The organism is Marinobacterium ramblicola (assembly GCF_019084545.1).
GTDB lineage: Bacteria > Pseudomonadota > Gammaproteobacteria > Pseudomonadales > Balneatricaceae > Marinobacterium_D > Marinobacterium_D ramblicola.
Genome location: NZ_JAHREP010000028.1, coordinates 40,579 through 64,796, shown reverse-complemented (window position 1 = coordinate 64,796; position 24,218 = coordinate 40,579). Strand labels below are relative to the sequence as shown.

Here is a 24,218-nt window from a genome sequence, read left to right as displayed (position 1 = left end):
CCGGCGGTGCCGTGGGTGAAGCTGATGTCGACGGTGCCTTCCGCTCCGTCGATGATGTTGCCGTCGGGGTCGACCGCGTGTGCCACGTAGGTGGCGGTTGCGCCTTCGGCCACGTCGCTGGCGTCGAGCAGCTCTTCGCCCACTACCGCAAACACTTTGACCGTGACTGTGTCGATGGTGTCATTGATCTCTACGGTGGCGGTATCGCTGCTGTCCAGCGCTTCGTAGTTACCGCCGTCGGTTGAACTGATGGCAACGGTGTAGCTCTCGCCATCGACATAGACGTCGTCGCCCTGAATCTCGAACGGCGTCGATTCGCCGCTGCTCTCGCCCACCGGAATGGTGATGGTGGCGCCGTTGTCCAGGGTGATCACCAACGGGCTGCCCGTGACCGGATTGTTGACCGTCGCGGTGATGGTAGCCCCTTCACTGCCTTCGTCGACGCTGACATCGCCCAGGGTGATGGTGGTGGTATCGACGGTATCGTTAACCGTGACCGTTGCAGTATCGGTAGTATCAATTGAGGAAAAAGCACCGCCGGATGTGCCGCTGATGGAAACGTCAAAAGCATCTCCATCGAGATACGGATCATCCCCCTGGATTTCAAAAGGCGTCGACTCTCCCGAGGTAGCACCCACGGGAATCGTGATAGTCGCTCCATTGCTCAATGTAATGACCAAAGGACTATCGGTGACAGCGACATCGATAGTTGCACTGATGGACGCGGTGCCGCTGCCCTCCTCGACGATAAGATCGCCCAAAGTGATCACGCCCGACGGCAGTTCAAGTGTAGCTTCTTCGCTCACCGGCTGTTCAACCGCAAACGTGATTCCGGTTGTGTCGTAACCAGCAGTCGGATCGACCTCATTTGCGGTCCGATCCAGAGATACAAAATCGGCACCTTCGTTACCGCCTGCTCCACCGGTTCCCGCACCTGCAGCACCGGCTGCTGTGGCTTCACCGACAGCGGTTGGATCCTGGCCCGCGAGAATCGCGGCCTGAATCGCATCTACATCTGAGAAAGATCCTCCATCGGTAACCGCTTCACTGATATCAAATTGGTCGGCTGTAGTGTAGGTGTCGGCAGAGGCAAGCCAGCTTTGACCGCCCGTCAGGACTACCGGGCTACCGGCATCCATGGCTATCTCAATCCGTGCATCGGGACCGGTACGGATCACCTCGTCGGCATAGATCACATCGCCGACCATCAGCACACGTTCGGTGCCGTCGGCCGAGACGGCTACAGCAACCCCATTCAGAAAAGATACATTACCGATAACTTCAGACATGACTCGCTCCTTGAACTATTTCCGGTTCGGTCAAAGGTGCCGGCCGATCCATAAGATATGAATCGAGAGAACCCTTATAGGAAAGTGGATTGCAAGAGTAAACAAAAACTTTGCCAAACTTCGACTGTACCAAGGGACAGTCCGGCAGCTTTATAGACATGGATCATATCAACAATCAATAATCACGAATCAGCCTAATATAAACAGAAAAAAATTCCGACAAAGCAAAAGAAGCATTCCTACACATAAGTAGGAATTTTCTTACTTCCAATCAAAAAACCCGAAACCCAGCCCCGCACGAATCCTACATAATCATCCATTTTCAACAGGTTAAAAACATACGCATTATTAATTTACTATTGACATACCAATACCATGACTTTACTAATGTTATTTTTTAACCAATCACACGATACACCACGTTAAAATAGCCATAAAAGGCATCTTATATTGAAAGGATGAAAATCCATGAGCACACGAATTCACAGGTGCTTATATCAACGCCGCATTACCGATGCGGCGCAGAATTTCATATCAGATATACAGGCAACATGCCGATAGCGCCTGGAAGTATAGATGGAACCAAAATACTCCTAATATAAGGTAGCATTACCCGAGCCGGGCATTATGACTAGATACTCTCCTAATACTTCAAGACACGCAGGCTTTACGCTGCTTGAACTGATGGTTTCCCTTGCCATTTTGGCGATTCTATTGGGTATAGGTATACCGAGCTTCCAAAGCTTCATTCAAAACAGCCAGCTTAACGCCTCCAAAGAGGGCCTTGAATCGGCCCTATACCTCGCTCGCTCCGAAGCGGTAACACGCAGATCCAGCATCACCGTATGTCGTCGCAACAGCAGTGGCAGTGCCTGTGAGAATAGCGGCAGTTGGGACAGCGGATGGCTCGCAACCGACAAAGATTCAACCGTATTGCGTACATGGGACGCACCTTCAGGTGATACGACTTTGAACATCGCCGGAGGTACTACCATCACCTTTACCGCAGACGGCTGGGTAGAAGGCAATTCGGCTTACAGCTTCACCATTTCAGGCGGTGGCTCCTCGTGCTCACTTTCGGTAAGTCCTATCGGCACTCTATCGACAGCAGGTTGCTAGCACAAACAGACTACATCGAAGGACTGACCATGGCAGAGAAAGGCATCACGCTCATCGAAATACTGGTTGCACTGCTGGTGATATCCGTAGGGCTGCTGGGTGTCTCCGGCATGCTCGCCTTCACCGTGAAGAGCAGCCATAGCTCCTATCTGCGCTCGCAGGCGACCATGCTGGCCTACGAATTGACCGATGCCATGAGAGCTGCGCCCGGCGATGCAAAGGATGGCCTGTTCAATGACGATTGCAACGATAACGGGGTCGCCTGCAGCTTCCGCCACGAGTGGGACAACTGGGTCAAAAACCGGCTGGGCAGTGGTGCCACCGGAACCATCTCCTGGACCGGTGACCGGCTAACCGTACAGATGACTTGGAATGATTATCGGGGCGCAGTCGTGAATGCCCAAGGTGACGAAGGTGTCGGGAACAATTCCGACAGCCAGACATTCCAGTTCGAAACCGAGATATGAGCATGTCTAGACACAACTTCGCCGAACGCGGCTTCAGCCTGATCGAATTGATGATCAGCCTGACCATCGGATTGTTCATACTGCTTGGCGTCGTCATCGTGTACATCGGTGCGATTCGTTCTCAATCGGTTAACAGCTCACTGGCAAGAGTTCAGGAGCACGGCCGCTTCGCAACCGAACTCATGGCGAAAACTCTGCGCCAAGCGGGCTATACCGGCTGCGCGCAGAACGACAAGATCGCCAACGTGCTGAACGACACCCCCTGGTGGTCAAATCTGGCCAGTGGCGCCATCCTGGGTTACGAGGGAGACGAAACCTACCCCGGCCGCAACACTGGCACCGCAGATGGGGAGCGTATCGCGGGTACGGACGCAATATTCATGATCGGCGGCGACGGGGTCGATTACGAGATCAAGGAGAAGAATGCAGGCGGCAACGCAAACTTCAAACTGACCGACCTGCACAACCTGACCGACGGCACCATCGTGCTGATCTGCGATCCGCAGCAGACCACCATCCTGCAGATCACCAACGCCAATACCGCCAACAAGACTATTGTCCATAACACCGGCAAAGGAACACCGGGCAACTGCACCCAACGGGTGGGTTATCCCGTGCCGGACACATGCAATGCAGCAAGCGGCAACGAGTACGAGTTCCCGGGCTTGACGCGATTGAGCGAGCTCAAGTCCTACGGCTACTACATAGGCGCCGACAGCAACGACAGCACCGGCCGCTCCCTGTACAGAACGCGCCTCGGCATTACGGCAGCGTCAAACACGGCGGCGCCAACCTCCGAAGTCCTGGTACCCGGAATAGAGGATATGCAACTTCAATACGGTATCGACAGCAATGCAGACGACGATGTCGACCGGTTCGTCGATGCGGACGCAGTCACCGATTGGAGCCAGGTGCTCGCCGTCCGTATCCGACTGCTGGTGGCCGGCCAGACCCGGAACGTACTGGAGGTCGCACAAACATTGGATGCCCCCTTTACCGCACACGACACCTCCGACAAACGTCTACGGCACGTATTCACCTCGACCGTTGTCCTCAGGAACCGACAGCCATGAAAAAACCGATGACAGTTGCCAGGGAGTCAGGCGCAGTACTTATCGTCGCACTGATCATGCTGTTACTGATCTCCATCGTGGGTGTAGGCGCAATGCAGTCCTCCTCCATGGAGGAGCGCATGGCCGGCAATCTATATGATCGCCATACCGCCTTTCAGGCTGCCGAAGCAGCGCTACGCCAGGGTGAGGCGATGTTCATCGTCAGCTACCCGAACATATCCCTGGCAAGCGGAGCTATGACGTTGCAGATGAATGGCCGGGATGTTACGGCAACCTACACAGTGGAAAGACTGGATTACGATGAAGCGTCCGTAGAAGCGGGAGCGGAGATCGATATCGACAGAATGCTGGTCAAGGTCACAGCCCAGTCAAGCGGTCTCTCCGGAGAGCGACAGGTCAAACTCGAGTCCACCTATGTCATTGAAGAATAGAGAGTGAACGCATGAAGCGCTGGTTAGTCTACCTTACCCTACCGTTCGCACTCCTTGGCACAGACACCAGTTCGGCAACGGTATCTCAGGAGCCGCTTTTTCTGGGAGGCAGCGTACCGGGTAACCTGGCCATCGTACCCTCCGTAGAGTGGCCGACCATCAACAGTGTCGCCAACCTCGGGGCATTTGACCCGGACAAGACCTATGTAGGCTATTTCGACTCGTTTAAATGTTACGACTACGAAGGCAGCGATACGGAATCGGAGCGCCACTTTGTTCCCAAGACAAAAACGACCGACAGACTTTGCGACGGTAGCAATAGCGGGTACTGGAGCGGTAACTTTCTCAACTGGGCCACGACCCAGACCATCGACCCCTTCCGCAAGGCGTTGACCGGTGGGCTCAGAGCCAAGGACACCGCTCAGGAAACCTGGTTGGAAAAGGCTTGGGACGACGGCTCCGCCTATTTCGTCACCGATCGTACCGTCTCACGCAACGATATCGGCAGCACTGTCGATAAGCTGTTGCCGTTCGATTTCGACGTTTCCAGCTTCACCGTGCAACGTAAAGGATTGGGAAAACAGATCCTGTTCTCGTTCTCAGTCGAAGACTCCGGTAGTAGCAGCGTCGATTCTGACTATATACCCAACGGAACCGGTTCCTATTTTGCCAGTGTTCGCGTAGAGGTGTGCGTAGAGGGACTGCAGGAGGATAACTGCACCCAATATACCGATAGCGAAGGCAACTCGGTCTGGAAACCGGAGGGGCTTCTACAGGCGTACTCGGACAAGATCCGTTACAGCGTATTCGGCTACCTCAACGATTCAGATCCTGGAAGGGACGGCGGTGTTCTGCGGGCACGACAAAAGTTTATCGGCCCGATGACACGACACCCCACTCTGGGCTGGGTCGACAACGTCATCGATACTGATTCCGGGCGATACACAGGCATGGAGTGGGACCCGGAGACCGGTATCCTTTACGATAACCCGGACAGCATCGATACGTCCGCGACCGCAAGCGCTTACGGCGTTACGATCAGTCACAGCGGCGTAATCAACTACATCAACAAGTTTGAAGAGCTACTGACCGACCAGGATGAATACACGTTCAAATCCTATGACCCGGTCAGCGAACTCTACTATGCCGCTACCCGATACTTCAGAGGACTAGCTGAAGTTGACAGTTACAGCTCGTTCACTCCCTCTTACTACAGCAGCCCGGACAACGTGACCAAAGAGAAATGGGCCGATGGCTTCCCGATCATAACCGGCTGGACCGATGCAGACGACAGCAAGGATCCCATTCAATACAGCTGCCAGAAAAACGCGATTCTCGGCATAGGGGACGTAAATACCTGGAACGACCGAAATCTGCCGGGCAACAGTTACGGAGCAACAGCACCCAGCGACGCGGACATAAACGTGGCAAGCCTGCTGGCCAAGGTCGAATCTCTCGAGGGCATCGACTTCAGTGAAACAGACTGGCGAACAAACTCCGGCTACATCGCCGGGTTGGCACTCGATATCCATACCCGTGATATCAGGACCGACGATGAGTTTGACGGTTCTCAAACGGTCGAGACCTATTGGGTCGATGTAGTTGAGGATCAGGTGTTGATGGACAGATCCCTCAACCAATACTGGCTCGCGACCAAGTACGGCGGTTTCGATCCCGTCTGTCCCGGGGGCGGCTCCAGCTGCATAACCGGCCCCTACGATGATGATCTGAGCAATATGACCGATACCTGGTGGCACACTAACGGCGAAACGCTGACCGCCACCTGGTCAAATGCAAGCCTGAAGAAGCCCGACAACTACTTCACCGCCGGCAACGCAGGAGATATGGTGGACAGCCTGAAGAAGGCGTTCGCTCAAATCTCGGACAGCCTGAACAGTACTTCGACATCCCTTGCCTTCGACAGCCGTACCTTGCGCACCGGTAGCCAATTGTTTCAAGCCACCTTCGACAGCACCCGCTGGAGTGGCGATCTACTCTCCTCCGAAACGACGATAGATATCAGCGAGCAAGGCACCCAGACCGTTAACTTCACACAGCTCTGGAGCGCGGCGGATATTCTGGACGCCCTCTCCAACGTCGATAACCGCAACATCTTTACTGCCGGCGACTTCACCGACCAGACCGATGGCAGCAAGGTTACCCGCACCGCGCGAAACTTCATGTGGGATCAACTGACCGACACGCAAAAAGCCGCCCTGAAGTCCACTTCCGACGGAACAGGCGTTAGCGACGCGGAGGGCACAAAGCGCTTGAACTTCCTGCGCGGTGCTCGAGACAACGAGCAAACCGCAAGCGACACCTCCAAGCCGTTCCGACAGCGCGACAGTCGGCTGGGCGACATCGTCAACTCTGACCCGCAGTATATTTATCAGACCAACTTTGGTTATGAGCGCCTGTCTGCCAACGCTCAATTTACCTCACCGCCCGATACCGATGTTGGAGCGGCCTACACAAACTACCGCAGCAGTGACACATACAGGAACAAAAAACCCCTGATAGTCGTAGGGGCAAACGACGGCATGCTGCACGGCTTCAATGCCAATGACAACAAGACCGCGGAGGGCGGGCCGGCTGCTGAAGGTGGCGGAACCGAGCTATTCGCATATATGCCTGTATCGGTCATGGATCAGCTATATAAACTGACCGAGACCGACTATGAGCATCAGTACTATGTCGACGGAACTCCACGCCTCGGCGATGCCTGGCTGGGAGAAACAGAGGGATGGCACACTCTGGCAGTCGCAACAACGGGGGCCGGCGTCGGCAGTAACGCCAAGGGCAGCGTCTTTGCCCTGGACATCTCCAATCCCGACAGCGTAACGAGCAACAGTCTGCTGTGGGAATACACCAACCCCCTGATGGGCAAGCTTGTCCAGCAGCCGGCACTGGTCGCGTTGGCAAACAGCACCTTCGGCGTTGTGGTCACCAGCGGTTACGATGCGCCTCAGAGTAACGGCTATGTATGGATTCTGGATGCGGCAGATGGATCGCCGATCAAGCAGTTTGAACTGCCCGATACAGGAGGACTGGGAACCCCCTTGGTAGTGGACCTGGACAGAAATCGGGTTGCCGACCGCATCTATGTAGCAGACCTATCCGGCAATGTCTGGAGAATCGATATAGCCGATACCGACAGCGACAATTGGGCCGTTCCATTTACGACTAAAGTGCGCGGCAGCGATATTCCCATTCCTCTATTCACGGCAACCGACGGCAGTGACACACCGGCCCGCCAGCCAATTACAGCACCGCTGGCTGCAATGTTTAACAGCAACGATAAACTGACGCTGTTCTTCGGTACCGGCAGCTACTTCCAAACCAATGACGAGATCGTGCCGCCAACACCTCAGGTGCAGACGTTCTACGCCATCTTTGACGAAGGCAGCGTTGTTGCGCGAGACGAGTTGAGGCAACAGGAGATTACCAGCGAACAGCAGGTCGGCGAGACCGGGACCTGGGCGCGTGTCATCACCGACAACCCGATCACCTCGACCGACTCCGGTTGGTATATCGATCTGCTCTGGAGTGACACACACGGCGGGCCTGGTGCACTGGGAGAACGGGTAACATCCAAGGCAAACATCAATGGCGACGAGTTGTTCTTCAACACCCTTATCCCCTCCTCCGACCCCTGCAGCGGTGGCGGAATAAGCTGGATCATGGGCGTCGATATGTCGAACGGAGGACGGAGTAGCGATAACCTGTTCGACACCAACGGCGATGGCCGCGTCGATACCCACACCAATGACGAGAACGACCAAGATGCCGTTCCTACCACAGAGACAGACGCCCAGGGTAACCAGCAAGATACCAAGGTTGTAACTTCCGGAATGAAATCAGAGGGGGTCGCCACGCCAACAACCATCGAAAGCACGCTTACCGGCGAGCGGTGGGTATGCTTCGCGGAATCGAACGACACCCAGCCCAAATGTGTGCTGGTAAGCGGTTTCACCAACATTGGCCGGGTATCCTGGCGCGAATTGACCGAGCAGTAAGGGGAGTAGAGAATTTGTCCGCCAATCGAAGTTCCGGCTTTAGCCTGATCGAACTGATGATCACCGTCGCCGTCATCGGTATCCTGGCCGCCATCGCTTACCCCTCCTATTTGGAGTATGTCCGCGAGGCGAGGCGTTCCGACGCTCGCGTCAACCTGCTGGAGCTGTCGCAGTTTATGGAGCGATATCACACAAGTAACGGGATGTATCTCAACACCAGTAATGCGGCGCCGACACTGCCCTATAACGAGTCACCCAAAGACGGCAGCACCAAATACTATGACCTGTCATTCAGCTCCATCAATGCCAACTCGTATACCTTGAAAGCCGAGCCCAAAGCGGGTAGCGCCATGGCCGGAGACAGGTGCGGCACGCTGACCTACAGTTTTGCCGGGGTCAAAGGTGCGAGCGGCGATGTCGACGACTGCTGGGGGAGATAAAAAAGACCCCCGCCGATGCCTCGGTGGGGGCCAATCTCCATTGCAACTTGGGGAATGTGTTTACGCTTCGATCTCGATCAGCACCTCGCCCGGAGTGACGCGGTCGCCCTTGGCCACATGCACGCCGGTGACGGTACCGGCGATCGGTGCCTGAATCTCGGTCTCCATCTTCATCGCTTCGGTGATCAACACCGGCTGACCGGCGCTGACCTTGTCGCCGACCGCAACCAGTACATCGACGATGTTGCCCGGCATACCGGTGGTGACATGGCCCGGCGCGCAGGCCTGGCGACGCCCGCTTGCACCGGTGGAGACATAAGCGTTAAGCGGTTCGAACAGCACCTCCTCCGGCATGCCGTCCAGGGTCAGGTAGATATGGCGCTTGCCGCTCTCATGGCCGCCGACGCCGGTGATGGCGATCTCGTAGGTTTCGCCATGCACATCGACCTTGAACTCGGTGGCAACGCCTTCCTCGACAGTTCGACCCGCCTTTTCCAACGGTAGCAGCGCTTCCGGCTCCAGGGTGCCGGCGGCGCGCTGTTCAAGGAACTGCCGGCCGATATCCTGGAACATGGCGAAGGTCAGCACATCTTCGTCGCTCAGCGCCAGGTCGCCGATCTCCTTGCGCAGACGCGCCATCTCCGGCTTGAGCAGATCAGCCGGGCGACCTTCGATCAACTCCTCCTTACCCACCGCCTTGGTGCGCAGTTTGGCATCCACCTCGGCCGGCGGCTGGCCATAGCCACCCTGAAGGTAGCGCTTGACCTCGTTGGTGATCGACTTGTAGCGCTCGCCGGTCAGTACGTTCAGCACCGCCTGGGTACCGACGATCTGGGAGGTCGGCGTGACCAACGGCGGGTAGCCCAGGTCCTTGCGCACGGCCGGAATCTCGGTGAACACTTCGCGGATGCGGCCCAGCGCATTCTGCTCCTTCAACTGATTGGCCAGGTTGGACATCATGCCGCCCGGTACCTGGTTGATCTGTACCGATACATCCTCGCGGGTGAATTCGGATTCGAACTGGTGGTACTTCTTGCGCACCTCGCGGAAGTAGTCGGCGATCTCGCCGAGCAGCTCCAGATCCAGCCCGGTATCCCACTGGGTACCGCGCAGTGCGGCAACCTGGGATTCGGTAGCCGGGTGGCTGGTACCCCAGGCAAAGGAGGAGATCGCGGTGTCGATATGCTCGGCGCCCGCTTCGATCGCCTTGAGCTGGCACTGGGCCGCCAAACCGGCAGTCGAGTGGCTGTGGATAAACAGCGGCAGATCCACCGCGCCCTTGATCGCCTTGACCAGATCGTAGGTCGCGTATGGCGTCAGCAAACCGGCCATATCCTTGATCGCGATGGAGTCGGCGCCCATCGCCTTGAGTGCCTGCGCCTGTTTTACAAACAGCTCTGCGGTGTGCACCGGGCTGGTGGTGTAGCAGATGGTACCCTGGGCGTGCTTGCCCGCTTTCTTCACCGCCTTGATCGCCACCTCCAGGTTACGCAGGTCGTTCAGGGCGTCGAACACGCGGAACACGTCGATACCGTTTTCCGCCGCCTTGGCGACGAACGCCTCCACCACGTCATCGGCGTAGTGACGGTAACCGAGCAGGTTCTGACCGCGCAGCAGCATCTGCAGTCGGGTATTGGGCAGCGCCTTGCGCAATTCACGCAGACGCTCCCAGGGGTCCTCTTTCAGGAAGCGCACACAGGCATCGAACGTAGCGCCGCCCCAGACCTCCAGCGACCAGAACCCTACCTTGTCCAGTTTGTCGCAGATCGGCAGCATATCCTCGGTGCGCATGCGGGTCGCGATCAGGGACTGGTGGGCATCGCGCAGAATCACATCGGTAACGTTAATCTTGCTCATCAAATCTCTCCTTTTCGCAACGGCTTACACGCCGGCATGGGCGGCAAGGGCGGCGGCGATCGCCAGGGCGATCTCGCTGGGATCTCGTTTCTCGGAATAGTTCAGCAGCTGCGGGTGGTTGGGCACGAAACTGGTATTGAACTCGCCACTGCGGAAATCGGGATCCTGCAGGATCTCCTGATAGTAACGTGCGGTGGTCTTGACCCCCTGCACACGCATGTCGGACAGCGCCCGCGCACCGCGGTCCAGCGCCTCCTCCCAGTTCAACGCCCAGACGATCAGTTTAAGGCACATGGAGTCGAAGTACGGCGGAATGGTGTAGCCGGTATAGATCGCGGTATCAGTACGCACGCCGGGGCCGCCCGGTGCATAGTAGCGGGTGATGCGACCAAAGCTGGGCAGGAAGTTGTTCTTCGGGTCCTCGGCGTTGATACGGAACTGCAGGGCATAGCCGCGGTAGCTGATATCCTCCTGGCGGTAGCTCAGCGGCAGGCCGGAGGCGACGCGGATCTGTTCGCGTACGATATCGACGCCGGTGATCTGCTCGGAGATGGTGTGTTCCACCTGCACGCGGGTGTTCATCTCCATGAAGTAGATCTCGTTGCCGGTGACCAGGAACTCCACGGTACCAGCATTCTCGTAACCGACGGCTTTCGCGGCCCTCACCGCCAGTTCGCCGACATAGTTGCGCTGCTCCGGGGTCAGCGACGGGCTGGGCGCGATCTCGATCAGCTTCTGGTTGCGGCGCTGGATGGAGCAGTCACGCTCATATAAATGGATCGCGTTGCCCTGGCTGTCCGCCAGCACCTGCACCTCGATATGCTTGGGATCGACGATACACTTCTCCATGAATACCTCGGCGGAACCGAACGCCTTGGTCGCCTCGGAAATGACACGCGGGTATTGAGCCTTCAGTTCGGCTGCGCTGTCGCAACGGCGGATACCACGGCCGCCGCCACCCGATGTCGCCTTCAGCATCACCGGATAGCCGATCTCGTCCGCCACGCGCAACGCTTCGTCGAGATCGGCCAGGTTGCCTTCGGTGCCCGGCGTCACCGGTACGCCCGCGGCGATCATGCTTGCACGCGCAGCGGTCTTGTCGCCCATCTTGGCGATAACATCGGCCCTGGGGCCGATAAAGGTGATACCGCGCTCGGCGCAGATTCGGGCAAATTCGCTGTTTTCGGACAGGAAGCCGTAACCGGGATGGATCGCATCGCAACCGGTTTCAACCGCCAGGTTAACGATCCGACGCGGATCCAGATAGCCGGCCAGGGGATCTTCGCCGACGTAATGCGCTTCGTCGGCGCGCTTGACGTGCAACGAATAGCGGTCCGGTTCGGTAAAGATCGCCACCGAGCGGATATTCATTTCGGCGCAGGCCCGCACGATACGGACCGCAATCTCGCCGCGGTTGGCAATCAGGATCTTTTTCAACATGGATCTTCTCCCTGAAGAGTGCATCGATCAGATCAATCCAGACTAGACGACTCGGGCGAAAAGGATAAATTGATATTTTTTCTGAATACTATAAGGTTTTACTTATACGCAATATCCAACAACGGTTTATTGGCAACGCAGCTCCATGCCCTACACCCTTACGCAACTGCTCAACAGGCTGTCCTTCCGCCAACTACAGGTGTTCAGAACGGTATATCAGCGCCAGAGCTATAGCCGCGCCGCGGAGGAGCTGGGTCTTACCCAACCCGCCGTCAGTGCTCAGATTCGCCAACTGGAGCAGGCACTGGGACAGCCGGTATTCGAGTACGTCGGCAAACAGCTTTACGTGACCGCGGCCGGGGAGCAGCTGATGCTGGCTGTACGCTCGATCTTCGCCGATCTGGAGCGGTTGCAGATGGAACTTGACGAGCTTCAGGGCCAGGTTCGCGGTGAGTTGCGCCTGGCCGCCGTCAGTACCGCCCAGTATGTGGTGCCCTATCTGTTGGAGGGATTTTTAAAGGAGTACCCCCAGGTCAGCGTTCGCCTGAGAGTGGTAAACCGAGCCCAGGCGACAGAGCGCCTGAACGAGAACCGCGACGACCTGATCATCATGGGCATGGTGCCCGATGCGCGCTCCCTGTCGAGCATGCCCTTCCTCGATAACGAGATGGTGGCGGTGGTGCGTGCGGACGACCCGCTGCGGTTCCGGGAAGATCTTACGCCACAGTCGTTTCTCGACGCCGGTCTGCTGATTCGCGAACCGGGCTCCGGCACCCGCCTAGCCCTGGAGGAGTGGTGCCGACGCAAGCGACTGAGCCTGAACCCCAAAATGGAGCTCGGCTCCAATGCCGCAATCAAACATGGCGTACTCGCGGGCCTGGGCGTTGCGGTGCTGCCCAAGCTAAGCGTCAGCGCCGAGATCAGACTGGGAGAGCTGGCCATCGTGAAGGTGGAAGGCTTTCCGCTGCGTCGCTCCTGGTGCACCGTCTACCCCTCCGCCAAACAACCCACACCGGTCATGCAGGCGTTCCTGGATTATGTGCGCAGAAACGTCAACTCACTGCACGCCCGCATATATGGCGATATTGCCGAGCACTAGCCCGGGTTGTAACAACAGCTCGCACGCTTATCCATCGCCGGCGAAGCAAGTGGCGCAAGCAGATCGGATAGTCAATCGCTCTCGAAGCTGTAGATCAGGTCGCCGCCACTGCCCTCGGCACTGGTTTCGGTCTCCAGCGACAGCCGTTTACTGAGCTGATAACGCATCAGGAAGGTGTTGACCGGATTGATCAGGCCAACGCCATACTTGATATACAACTCCGGTGACAGGTATTTGCCGATATAGAACGAGGTATCGTCCACCGTTTCGCCCGACGAGAAGCCAATCTCGTCCACATTCAGCGACTGAGTCAACTTCTCGGTGATGCTGGTGCCGCCCTTGGCGCCGAGTGACAGAGCCAACTTCATCAACATCTGCTGTTCGCCGGAGGATGTCGCGTCCGGCGCCCGCCCCAGCACCAGATAGGAGAGTATGCGGTTATCCGGCATCGCGGGCGACGAGGTCAGCTTCAGATCGGGCTTGCGCAGCGTACCGCCCACCAGCGCGCCCACAATCACATCGTCCACCTCACGCTCGACCCGCAGATCCAGGCCGGGGTTACTCAGCGGACCGCCGGTGAAGATCACGTTTCCGCGACTGATCTCCAGATTCTGCCCATACAGCCGGTACTGACCGCTGGCAACACCCACGCTGCCTGTACCCCGCGCCAGCCCCCTGCCCTGCTGCAGGTTCAACGCGCCGTTAAGCAAGCCATTGAAACCGAAGGCGTCGACGCGCACCGACTCTCCCAGCACGACGCGCAGATCCACATCCAGCTCGGGCCCACGGGAGCTCTCCGCCCCCTCCTGGGAACGTACCACCAGATCGGGCGACTCGCTGACCGCGCTCTGTTCCAACTTTGGCGTCTGAATCAGTGCCTGGGGTATCAACAGTTCACCCCGCACACTGACCTTCTGCGGCGACAGCGCCAGCTGCAGATCCGGCGATACCAGCAGCTGCACTTGGGAGGTATTCACCGCTTCGAAACGTGCCCCTTTGACCGCCAGCTCCGCACGCTGCTGCATCGGCAGCAGTGTGCCATTCAGCGTCAGCCGCCCCTGCCCCGACAGCGCACTGCCATCGACACGCATCTGCCCTGTGTGAGCGGGGTCATCCGCCAGTTTCAGGTTGATCTCGGAAACACGAATACCGGCGCCAGGCAGTTCGATATCGCCCTCACTGAGGGATAAGCGGCCGTTTAGCTCCGGCTCTGTTACTCTGCCTCCTATCGCCAGTGCAGCGCTGGCCGAACCGCCATGAATCTGCAACGCCGGCAGCAGAAGAGCCAAGGGACGTAGCTGCTCGATCCGGCCATTTATCTCCCCCTTGAGGCGCTGAGTCCCGCTCAGATCCTGTACGCCGACCTGTCCCCGGATGCCACCCTGCAGAGGTTCCATGGCGATGTCGAGCTGCGCCTGCGCACTTTTGCTATCGCCTTGAAGCTCGATCAGACTGCCGTCAAGTGTCAGATCCAGATCGCTATCCGGAAGCGACAGAGCCGCCTGCGGCAGTTGTACGCGGGCGTTATAGCGACTGGCCCCTGCATGCAGACTGAACTCGGCCTGGGCATCGACACGGCCATCGATCTCCGTTGGCTCAGGCATAAAGGGGGCGAGTATCTGCAGCGACAGCCCCGCAATATTCAGATTGGCTTGTGCACTGGGCTGCGCCGTTCCCTGTTCGCCGTTGGCCTCTAAGCAGGCGCTACCCTCCAGATCCACCGAGGCCAGACAAACGCGGCCAAGCCGATAACGTTGCGGATCCGCTTCAACCGCCGCCGGCGCGGTCATCGCCCAGCGTCCAGCCTGAGAGTTGGACAGGTCTAGCCGGGTTAGCCGACCACTCCAACTCCAGTACGCCGGATCCCGTTGCAGATCGGTGGATAACTGCCCATCCGCGCGAAGGCTAAGACGCGCAGCCGGATCCGCATCGGCATCAAGTGCAATCCTCAACTGCTGGTCCGTACCGCTGATATTGAGCGCCGCACTGCTGATCGTCTGCCCGGCACTGACGATCTGCCGGACATCCACGCGGATATCCGCAGGCGTCTTCCAGCTGGGATCGAATGCCAGTTGCGCGTCCAGCTGTTCGACACGGGTGGTGCCATAATGCAACGCCGAGACATCAAGCGTTGCGCTCAAGGTCGGGAGCTGGCGTGCGCCACTCAGCCGCCCCTCCCCCGTTATCTGCCCCCCGGCGCCAGGCCGCAGCGTGCCAAGATCGGGAATCCTGAGCTGCCACTGCAGCGCCAACTGCTCGGCGATATCGCCGCTCGCCTGAACCCTGGCCTCACCCCAACTCAGATCCAACTGCTCCAAGCTCAGCGCGCTACCGGCAATCTTCGCCTGCCCGCTGCCTTTCAACGCCTGCCCCTGCAGCCTGCCACCCAGCTGGTCGACCTGAATCAGGGCTTGCAACTGCTCCCCGATCTCACCCTGGCTGCGCAGCCTCGCGTTCAGACTGCCGTTGTTTAACTGCGGCCACTTGAGCTCGGGCTGCAGCCTTTCGGCGCTCAACTGCAGATCCCAATCGACCCTTGGGGTCCAGTGCAGATCGCCGTCGACCTCAATACGACCGCCAAGCGTATCGGCCCTCAACTGCTGCAGGTTCAAACCATCCATACTGCCCCGCCCCTGGGCTGTGAGCCGGGTGGGCGGTAGCTCGGCACCCTCTAGCTCGGTGTGCAGTTCGAGCCGGTAGTCATCCAGCGTGCCGGACAGCTTCAACTCGCCAGCCGGCGACGACAGCATCGGGGAGATCTGGCCGAGCGGATAGTGCAGCGACTGCCAGCCAATCCGGGCATCGAGTCGGCGAGCACCAAGAGGATCGACAATCTGGCCGGACGCGTCGAATCGGGCGTCGCCCTGTTCCGGTTGCAAGGAGAGTGTGCGGATCTCGATACGCTGCGCCGACGCATCGGCAAGCAGGTTTACCCGGGTCCTCTTCAGCTCCGGCAACGTAACCTCCAGAACCAGATCCAGCTCGGCGGACTCCAGCCCCCCTTTTGCCCGGATGCTGGCTTGGGGCTGAAGTTCCAGCAGTTCGGGTGCGGGGTCCTGCAGCAACTGCTTCAGATCGAGTCGGCTCAGCTCCAGCTGCGCCTGCCACTGAGGGGCACTCAAGACCTGCTCCAGCCGAGCATTTAGCTGCAGATCCGCCGCCCCCTCTATCCGCTGCTCAAGATCAAGCTGACGCAGGGTGCCATTCAGCGTTCCCTGCCCATCCAACTGAGCCGTCCGTTGCACGTCACCGTTCTGCGCCGCGCCCGGCAGGCGCAACCGCCACTGCGTGGTGAGTTCGAGGGGATAGTCGGCAGCCAGCGTTGCACGACCGGCCAGATCCAGATCCGCCAACGGGGAGCGCAATATCAGCTGCTGCAACTCCAGCCGTTGCTCCTGAGCCCTCAGGCTCAACTGTGCGCTGTCGAGCTGCTGAGCCGGCGCATCGGTCTCTCCCGTAAAGAGCCGTACCCGTTGCAGGGTCAGCTGCTGGATATCGATGGCCAGCGGCAACGCGACCCGTTCCGGCAACAGCAGGGGAGCGTCGGATGGCGTCTGAGCCTGCTCATTAGAGGTTGATGGAAGATGCAGATCGACACTGCCAACAGCCAGGCGCTCAACCCGCAACGCCCCCGACAACAACTGCATGGGTTGCCAATCCAGCGCCAGCGATTCACCGATCAGCAGCAGCTGATCGTTGCGATACTCGATATCGCGCAGTCGTAGATCACGAATCAACCGTCCGGATACCTGCCCGATCTTCAGCTCTCCGGGCACAAAAGCGGTAGCACGCTGAACCAGCCACTGGCTTCCGGATTCCGTCGCCAAGGCCCAGCCAAGCAGACTCACAACCAGCAGCAATAGAATCAACAACGCGAGCAATGCGAAGCGCATTGCACGTTTAATCGCCACACTCACAGATCCGGCCCCAGTGTGAAGTGAATGCGAAAACCGCCGTCATTCAACGGCGTGGCCAGGTCTACACGCACGGGGCCCACTGGCGACTGCCAGCGGCCTCCGACACCCAAACTGTTTTTGAGCGGTGTATCCAGCGAGTCAAAGGCGTTACCCGCATCCCAGAACACCGCCCCCCGCCAATTGGGCGCCACCCGGTAATCGAACTCCAGGCTACCCGCCAGAAGATAGCGTCCCCCTCGCACTTCCCCGGCGCTATCGGTGGGACCGAGTTCCTTGTATCCGTAGCCACGTACAGTGGTGTCTCCACCCGTGAAAAAGCGCCTCGACGCCGGCATTCGATTGAAATCGGTGGCGGCGGTCGCCCCCAGATCGAGTCGCCCCAACAGACGCATCTTCGACGTCAGGCTATAGACCGTTTTGCCGCTGACGTCGACCTGCACGAAACTGGTATCCGACAGCAGGCTCTCCGATGCCGCCGACAGGTCTGCACTCAGTCGATAGCCGCGACTTGGATTCAACCGGTTATCGGTGTCGACCATGGACCAGCCCCCTTCGGGCACCAGCAGCATGCTGCTCTCCTCCTCGCTCCCGAAGCGGAAAGTTTCCTGCTCCACCCCCAGCCCCCAGTGCCAGCGCTGACCGCCTCGGGCACGCTGCGCCTGCGCACCTATGCGCCAGGTTTCCGAATCGGTCGATTCGGTCTGCTCCTGCTCATAGGCAGCACGCCCCAGATAGGTATCGGACACGGGGTTTTGACCGGGAATCTCGTAGTTGAGCAGCAGAGTATTGGTCACCTCCGACAAGCGCAGAATGGTCTCCATACGATGCCCGCGATCATTCACCCAACGTCGGCGCTGACTGGCGCTCAACCTCACACCGGTATCGGTACCGTAACCGGCACCGAATCGATAGGCCGTGCGCTGATCGGGGGTCAGATAGACCTGTACCGGCACTCGCTGCCGATCATCGGCCCGGTCCCAGAGCGGTTGCACCTCAACGCCGCTGAAATAACCGCTGTCGACCAGCCCGCGTTGCATCTCCAGCAACCGGTCGGTCGCCACCGGCTCGCCATCCTCCAGGGTCCGGTAGCGTTGCAGCAGCGCCTCTCTGACCGGCACTTCGTTAAACTGAATCTCCGCCAACCGATAGAGCGGGCCGGTATCGAAGGTCAGCCGTACATCTGCGGAATTACGCGGCGGATCCACCACAATCTGCGCCTCGGCAAAGCGGGCTTCGTAATAGCCAAGACCAGCCGCCTGTTCCAGTACCTCGGTTTTGATGTTCTCATAAGCCTGCTGATCCAAAGGCGCACCAGACTGCAGAACCGGACTGTGCAGCCAGTCAGTCAGCAGAGGCTCGTCAACACCGTCACCGGTTACCTTTAGCTCGCTGCGCCCGATCACGGTCCGGGGACCAGACTCGACGGTGTAGTGCGCGCGCCATCCCGTCTCCGTACGCTCCAGCTCAGCCTCGACCTGACCATTGAAATATCCCAGAGGGCGCAAACCGGCATCCACCTCCTGTGCCGCCTGCCGGTGCAGATAGCGGATACGGCTAGCACTCGGCAGCGGAGCATCTCCGACCAGACGCGACAAAGACAGATGAGCACGCACATTGCTTTCCAGATCGCCATCGATCCCTTCGATCACCACCTCCAGCTCTTCGGCAGCCGCGGCCATTGGGGCAACAGCGCTCCCCAACAGCAGGAGAAGCAGCAGGGCACAGCCGACGATAAGCGTTGAACCCGCTCCCCGAGCGAACTGAACTGTGAACAGGATGGCGCGCAAAAACATCAGCAGTAACTCATCCTTGGTGAACATTGCGAAAACGGAGAGCGCCACGACGCTTGTGGCCTTCAACACTCGGCAGACAGCGGACTGAAACCAGCTGCGCTATAGACTCTTATACGTTATCGGTCGCCTATCGATCAAACACCGATCATGCTGGAGGAACCGGCCAGTTCCACCCTGTTTCGACCCAGCGACTTGGCTTTATACAGCGCCGAATCGGCTCGGTTATAGATGGTTTTGAAATCCTCGCCAGTCTTCAACTGTGCTATACCCGCACTGATCGTGATCTGCACATCTCCGCTTGGCGTCTCGATCTTTGAGTTAGACACGCTGATCCGCAGGCGTTCCGCGACAATCGTCGCCTCATGCTCCTGGGTTTCCGGCATCAGTATGGCAAACTCCTCACCACCAAGCCGTGCAAACAGATCCGTCGTGCGCAAGAGTCCTTGAACAACCCCGGAGAAGTGCCGGAGCGTTTCGTCGCCGGCATGATGGCCAAACAGGTCGTTGACGTGTTTGAAATAATCCAGATCCACCAGAATCAACGACAGAGGACGCCGATAACGATGAGCCCGGTTGATCTCGTCATCCACGGCTGCGGTGAAATAGCCCCGGCTTTTCGCACCGGTCAACGAATCGGTTGTGGCCAGCGCGGTTAGCTTCTTGACCGCGCGATCCTCAGTGATGGAACTGCCCACCCAACGCCCCAACAAGCGAACAAATTCGCGATCACTGTCATCGAACTCCTGCGCATAGGGCTTGGTCGAGTAAAAGCCCAGGGCACCGTAGAGCGTATCGCCAACCCAGATCGAGGTACCGATAAAGCACTCATGCTCGAGCACCGCGCTGCTAAGCAGGCTGGCACCATGAGACTGGCTGTCTCTCCGAGCAATGACCACATCTCGACTGTTAAACATGTCGCGTGAATAGTGGGCGGGGAGCTCCAGCTCATCCCCCTCTTTCAGGTCGGTAAAGACTGCCGAATAGCATTTATCCACAACATAAGCGTTGTCGTGCAGGGCTCCAACCACCCCCATCTCCACACCCAGGTGCTTGCACCCCAACTCCAGCGCCTTGTAAAACTTGTCGCCCAGCTCGGCTCCGGCTTGAATGGCGATGGTGTTGAGTGTCCTCAAGCTGTCATTCGCCACCAGCAGGTGAGCCTTTAACTGATACTGAAGCCGAACAGCCCGGGCGAGCCAGGTGCCGGCGGCGAGAAGCAGAACGGAAACAGCAGCCGCGCCCCATTTGTAGTGGAGCCAGAGCTCGTTGTGCTCGGCGAAGACAGCCTCGGTCACTTTCGTCACCGTGACAACCATCGGATACTCGTTCATCCGTCTGTAGCTGATGCGGCGCTTAACACCATCAATAACGCTGGCAGCCTCGAAAGTGCCTACATCAGCCGAATTGGCTTTCATAAAAGGCCGGTCACCGGGTACAACCTTGCCGATGGCGCTCTCATCCAATTTGAGGTTTATCCCCCTGGCCCGCACTACGCCGTCGAGACCGATCAGCGCAACGCTGCCCCCATCGTCAAGATCAAGAGAACCGAAAAATCCGGAGAAGTAACTTGGATTAAGCGATATCACCAAGACGCCACCAAAGCGGTCGTCATGCAACCAGATCGGGCGCGTCAACTGGATACTGTATCGGCCCGACACCCTGCCCTTGACCGGTTTACTGATATGCAGCTCATCGGCACTGCGATCGCGATGCACCCGAAAGTGCTCACGGTCGCTCAGGTCTACCGGGGCAGCATCAGGATCGAGGTTGGAGTAGGCAAGCTTGCCGTTCGCATCGATGACCGCTATCTGCACCAGCAGAGAGTCATCGTAGGCCGCCTGCATGATCCGTACTTTGGTTTCAAACTTCGAGCGGTCGTCAACCCAGGCCTGGCGCAACACCAATAGCACGGCATCGATATTATTGAAGGTTCGAGCGACATGCTCCTCAAAGGTACGTGCGACACTACCGGCATCGTTCCAGGAGTGCCGACTCACATCCTCATAGTTCCGCCCCTGTTCAAATATCAACGCCGACCACAGCGCAGCGATCAAGATCCCGGTAAGCGCCAGAATTGCGACTGGATTGATTTTGCGATGGGACTCAAGGGAGCGAGACTGCACAGCCATCTGAACATCCATTTTCAAGATCGTCTTATACGCTAATGTTAAGTTATTGAGCGCGACACATACACTCAAAATCGCACATATTTGCTCCTCGACATTGCGAAAGGCCAGAAAAAAGGCCCAGCATGACGCTGAGCCTTTGGTACGGATCGATGGTCGAATCGCGAGGACTCAACCCGGATAATCAATCCCGATATGCATCCACCGACGGGCAGGAGCAGACGAAGTTACGGTCGCCATAGACGTTGTCGATGCGATTCACGCTGGGCCAGAACTTGCTGTCGCGGGTCGCCGCGGTCGGGAACACTGCTTCGGTGATGCTGTAACCACGCGCCCACTCGCCGGTGATATCGGCCAGGGTATGTGGAGCATTGTGCAGCGGGCTCTGCTCCGCGCTCCACTCACCGCTTTCAACACGAGCGATCTCGCCGCGGATGCTGACCATCGCCTCGATGAAGCGATCCAGCTCCGCCTTGGACTCCGACTCGGTCGGCTCGATCATCAGCGTGCCCGGCACCGGGAACGACATGGTCGGCGCGTGGAAGCCGTAGTCCATCAGGCGCTTGGCGATATCCTCTTCCGTCACCCCGGTGATCTCCTTGAGCGGGCGGATATCGATGATGCACTCGTGCGCGATGCGCCCATGCTTGCCGCGGTAGAGTACCGGGTAGTGCTCGGACAGCTTCTGGGTCAGGTAGTTGGCATTCAGGATCGCCATCTGGGTCGAACGCTTGAGGCCGGTCTTGCCCAGCATACGGATATACATCCAGCTGATCGGCAGGATCGCACCGGAACCGTAAGGCGATGCCGATACCGCACCGTTGTTCTGCTGCTGACCGGCGACATGCGTCACTGCGTGGCCCGGCAGGAAGGGCGCCAGGTGCGACTTGACACCGATCGGCCCCATGCCCGGACCACCGCCACCGTGAGGGATGGCGAAGGTTTTGTGCAGGTTCAGGTGCGATACGTCGGAGCCGATCAGGCCGGGCTTGGAGATACCGACCTGCGCGTTCATGTTGGCACCGTCCATGTACACCTGGCCGCCGAACTTGTGCACGATCTGGCAGATCTCGACGATCTCCTGCTCATACACCCCGTGGGTACTGGGGTAGGTCACCATCAGTGTGGACAGGTTGTCGGCATGGGCCTCGGCCTTGGCCGCCAGGTCGGCGACATCGACGTTGCCCTGCTCATCACACTCGACGATCACCACCTTCAACCCCATCATCGCCGCGGACGCCGGGTTGGTGCCGTGGGCGGAGGATGGGATCAGGCAGATATCGCGATGGCCCTGGCCGATCGACTCCTGATACTTGCGGATCGCCAGCAGACCGGCGTACTCGCCCTGGGCACCGGAGTTGGGCTGCATCGACACGGCATCATAGCCGGTGATCTCCACCAGCATCTCCTCGAGCTGGCGGATCATCTCCAGGTAGCCCTGAGTCTGGTCGTGCGGCGCGAAGGGGTGGATATTGGCAAACTCGGGCCAGGTTATCGGCGCCATTTCGGCGGTCGCGTTCAGCTTCATGGTGCAGGAGCCAAGCGGAATCATGCCGTGTACCAGCGAGTAGTCGCGGTTCTCCAGCTTCTTCAGATAGCGCAGCATCTCGGTTTCGCTATGATAGCTGTTGAACACCGGATGGGTCAGGATGGCATCATCGCGCAGCAGCTGGGCCGGAATGCCGGCGGTTTCGCCCTCGACGATGGCACGATCCAGCGCGTCGACCGACAGCCCGTGATTGGCGCCGAGCAGGATCTCGAACAGGTGTTCCACATCGGCACGGGTGGTGGTTTCATCCAGGCTGATGCCGATATGGTGGCCGCCGAACAGACGCAGGTTGCAACCGCCGGCCAGCGCACCCTCGAGCACCTCGCCCGGGTTGTCCAGGTCCAGCGTCAGGGTATCGAAGAAGGTGTCGTTGAGCTTGAGCCCCTTGCTGCGCAGGCCATTGGCCAGAATGGCGGTCAGGCGATGCACGCGCTCGGCGATACGGCGCAGCCCCTCAGGCCCATGATATACGGCGTAGAACGAGGCCATATTGGCCAGCAGCGCCTGCGCGGTACAGATGTTGGACGTCGCCTTCTCGCGGCGGATATGCTGCTCACGGGTCTGCATCGCCATGCGCAACGCCTGATTGCCGCGACTGTCCACAGAAACGCCGATGATACGCCCAGGCACCGAACGCTTGAGCTTGTCCGAGGTGGCAAAGAAGGCGGCATGTGGCCCCCCGAAGCCCATCGGCACACCGAAACGCTGAGCGGAACCAAAAACCACGTCGGCACCGAGCGAACCTGGCGACTTCAACAGCACCAGTGCCAGCAGATCGGAGGCCAGACAGACCATCGACTGTTGCGCCTTGGCCTTGCCGATCAGCGCCTCCATATCGTGGATATCGCCATGGGTGCCAGGATACTGCAGCAGTACGCCGAAGCTGTCGTACTGATCCAGCTTGTCGGCAGCATCGACGGCGATCTCGAAACCGAAATACTCGGCGCGAGTACGGATCACATCAATGGTCTGCGGGTGCACGTCGTCGGCAACGAAAAAGATATCGCTCTTCTTGCGGTTGGAGCGCTTGCACAGGGTCATCGCCTCGGCAGCGGCGGTGGCTTCATCAAGCAGCGAGGCGTTGGCCAGATCCATGCCGGTCAGATCCATCACCATCTGCTGGAAGTTCAGCAGCGCTTCAAGACGGCCCTGGGAGATCTCCGGCTGGTAGGGGGTGTAGGCGGTGTACCAGGCCGGATTTTCCAACACGTTGCGCTGAATGACACCCGGCACATGAGTACCGTAGTAGCCCATACCGATGAACGATTTTTTCACCTTGTTGCGTGACGCCAGCGCTTTGAGTTCGCCCAGCGCTTCGGTTTCACTGACCCCTTCGGGCATGGCAAGTGCGTCATCCAAGCGGATCGACGCGGGAACCGCCTGCTCGATCAGTTCATCCAGAGATTTGAGCCCCAATGCTTCGAGCATCGCCTGCTGTTCTACCGCATCCGGTCCAATGTGACGCTGGGTAAACTCATCATGCGCTTCCAGTTCGCCCAGCCCGCGGATCTCAGTTGCCATCTTGCTGCCCCTTTTTGACGTTATGCTGTCAATAAAAATAGATCGGGTCGGCCGCACTGTGCACGACCGACCCGTCATAAA

14 protein-coding genes are annotated in these 24,218 nt (G+C 58.6%); 7 read left to right on the top strand and 7 right to left on the bottom strand.

Going from position 1 to position 24,218, the window contains the following annotated elements; translation table 11 throughout:
* On the bottom strand, nucleotides 1–1,289 hold a 1,289-nt coding region (locus KQ940_RS18880; RefSeq protein ID WP_217415466.1), incomplete at its 3' end, for a retention module-containing protein.
* A gap of 627 nt (nucleotides 1,290–1,916) precedes the next feature.
* On the opposite strand from KQ940_RS18880, the gene KQ940_RS18875 reads away from it, so the two are divergent.
* The 6 genes from KQ940_RS18875 to KQ940_RS18850 are packed head-to-tail and all read left to right on the top strand — an operon-like array spanning nucleotide 1,917 to nucleotide 8,835.
* Complete coding sequence (locus tag KQ940_RS18875) at nucleotides 1,917–2,408, top strand: GspH/FimT family pseudopilin (RefSeq protein WP_217415470.1); 492 nt, start codon at nucleotides 1,917–1,919, stop codon at nucleotides 2,406–2,408.
* Nucleotides 2,402–2,875 carry a type IV pilus modification protein PilV gene (pilV, locus tag KQ940_RS18870; protein ID WP_217415464.1) on the top strand — a complete coding sequence of 158 codons (474 nt, stop codon included), beginning with the start codon at nucleotides 2,402–2,404 and terminating at the stop codon, nucleotides 2,873–2,875. Before KQ940_RS18875 ends, pilV begins: the two co-directional genes overlap by 7 nt.
* Nucleotides 2,876–2,877: 2 nt before the next feature.
* Nucleotides 2,878–3,948 carry a PilW family protein gene (locus KQ940_RS18865; protein ID WP_217415462.1) on the top strand — a complete coding sequence of 357 codons (1,071 nt, stop codon included), beginning with the start codon at nucleotides 2,878–2,880 and terminating at the stop codon, nucleotides 3,946–3,948.
* Nucleotides 3,945–4,379, top strand: a complete 435-nt coding sequence (locus KQ940_RS18860; protein ID WP_217415461.1) for a pilus assembly PilX family protein — start codon at nucleotides 3,945–3,947, stop codon at nucleotides 4,377–4,379. Before KQ940_RS18865 ends, KQ940_RS18860 begins: the two co-directional genes overlap by 4 nt.
* Before the next feature lie 11 nt (nucleotides 4,380–4,390).
* Nucleotides 4,391–8,395, top strand: coding sequence for a pilus assembly protein (locus KQ940_RS18855; protein ID WP_217415460.1), 4,005 nt, complete (start codon nucleotides 4,391–4,393; stop codon nucleotides 8,393–8,395).
* A 14-nt stretch (nucleotides 8,396–8,409) separates the two neighbouring features.
* Complete coding sequence (locus tag KQ940_RS18850; RefSeq protein WP_281419292.1) at nucleotides 8,410–8,835, top strand: type IV pilin protein; 426 nt, start codon at nucleotides 8,410–8,412, stop codon at nucleotides 8,833–8,835.
* Between the two features lie 60 nt (nucleotides 8,836–8,895).
* Here the strand turns inward: KQ940_RS18850 and oadA are convergent, their stop codons facing one another.
* Entirely contained in the window at nucleotides 8,896–10,692 is a 1,797-nt protein-coding gene (gene oadA, locus KQ940_RS18845; protein ID WP_217415457.1) for a sodium-extruding oxaloacetate decarboxylase subunit alpha, read from the bottom strand.
* A gap of 24 nt (nucleotides 10,693–10,716) precedes the next feature.
* A complete protein-coding gene (locus KQ940_RS18840) occupies nucleotides 10,717–12,132 on the bottom strand; it encodes an acetyl-CoA carboxylase biotin carboxylase subunit (RefSeq protein WP_217415456.1) in 1,416 nt (471 codons plus the stop codon).
* 145 nt (nucleotides 12,133–12,277) lie between these two features.
* Between KQ940_RS18840 and KQ940_RS18835 the strand changes: the two genes are divergently transcribed.
* A complete protein-coding gene (locus KQ940_RS18835) occupies nucleotides 12,278–13,231 on the top strand; it encodes a LysR family transcriptional regulator (protein ID WP_217415454.1) in 954 nt (317 codons plus the stop codon).
* Between the two features lie 71 nt (nucleotides 13,232–13,302).
* Here KQ940_RS18835 and KQ940_RS23110 read toward each other — a convergent pair whose 3' ends face one another.
* From KQ940_RS23110 to gcvP, 4 genes are all read right to left on the bottom strand, one after another.
* Nucleotides 13,303–17,142: a translocation/assembly module TamB domain-containing protein gene (locus KQ940_RS23110; RefSeq protein ID WP_217415452.1), complete on the bottom strand. Its 3,840-nt coding sequence runs from the start codon at nucleotides 17,140–17,142 to the stop codon at nucleotides 13,303–13,305.
* A gap of 2 nt (nucleotides 17,143–17,144) precedes the next feature.
* Nucleotides 17,145–19,010, bottom strand: a complete 1,866-nt coding sequence (locus KQ940_RS18825) for an autotransporter assembly complex protein TamA (RefSeq protein ID WP_217415450.1) — start codon at nucleotides 19,008–19,010, stop codon at nucleotides 17,145–17,147.
* Between the two features lie 65 nt (nucleotides 19,011–19,075).
* Nucleotides 19,076–21,070: a sensor domain-containing diguanylate cyclase gene (locus KQ940_RS18820; RefSeq protein ID WP_217415449.1), complete on the bottom strand. Its 1,995-nt coding sequence runs from the start codon at nucleotides 21,068–21,070 to the stop codon at nucleotides 19,076–19,078.
* 181 nt (nucleotides 21,071–21,251) lie between these two features.
* Nucleotides 21,252–24,137: an aminomethyl-transferring glycine dehydrogenase gene (gene gcvP / locus KQ940_RS18815; protein ID WP_217415445.1), complete on the bottom strand. Its 2,886-nt coding sequence runs from the start codon at nucleotides 24,135–24,137 to the stop codon at nucleotides 21,252–21,254.
* Nucleotides 24,138–24,218: the final 81 nt, after the last annotated feature.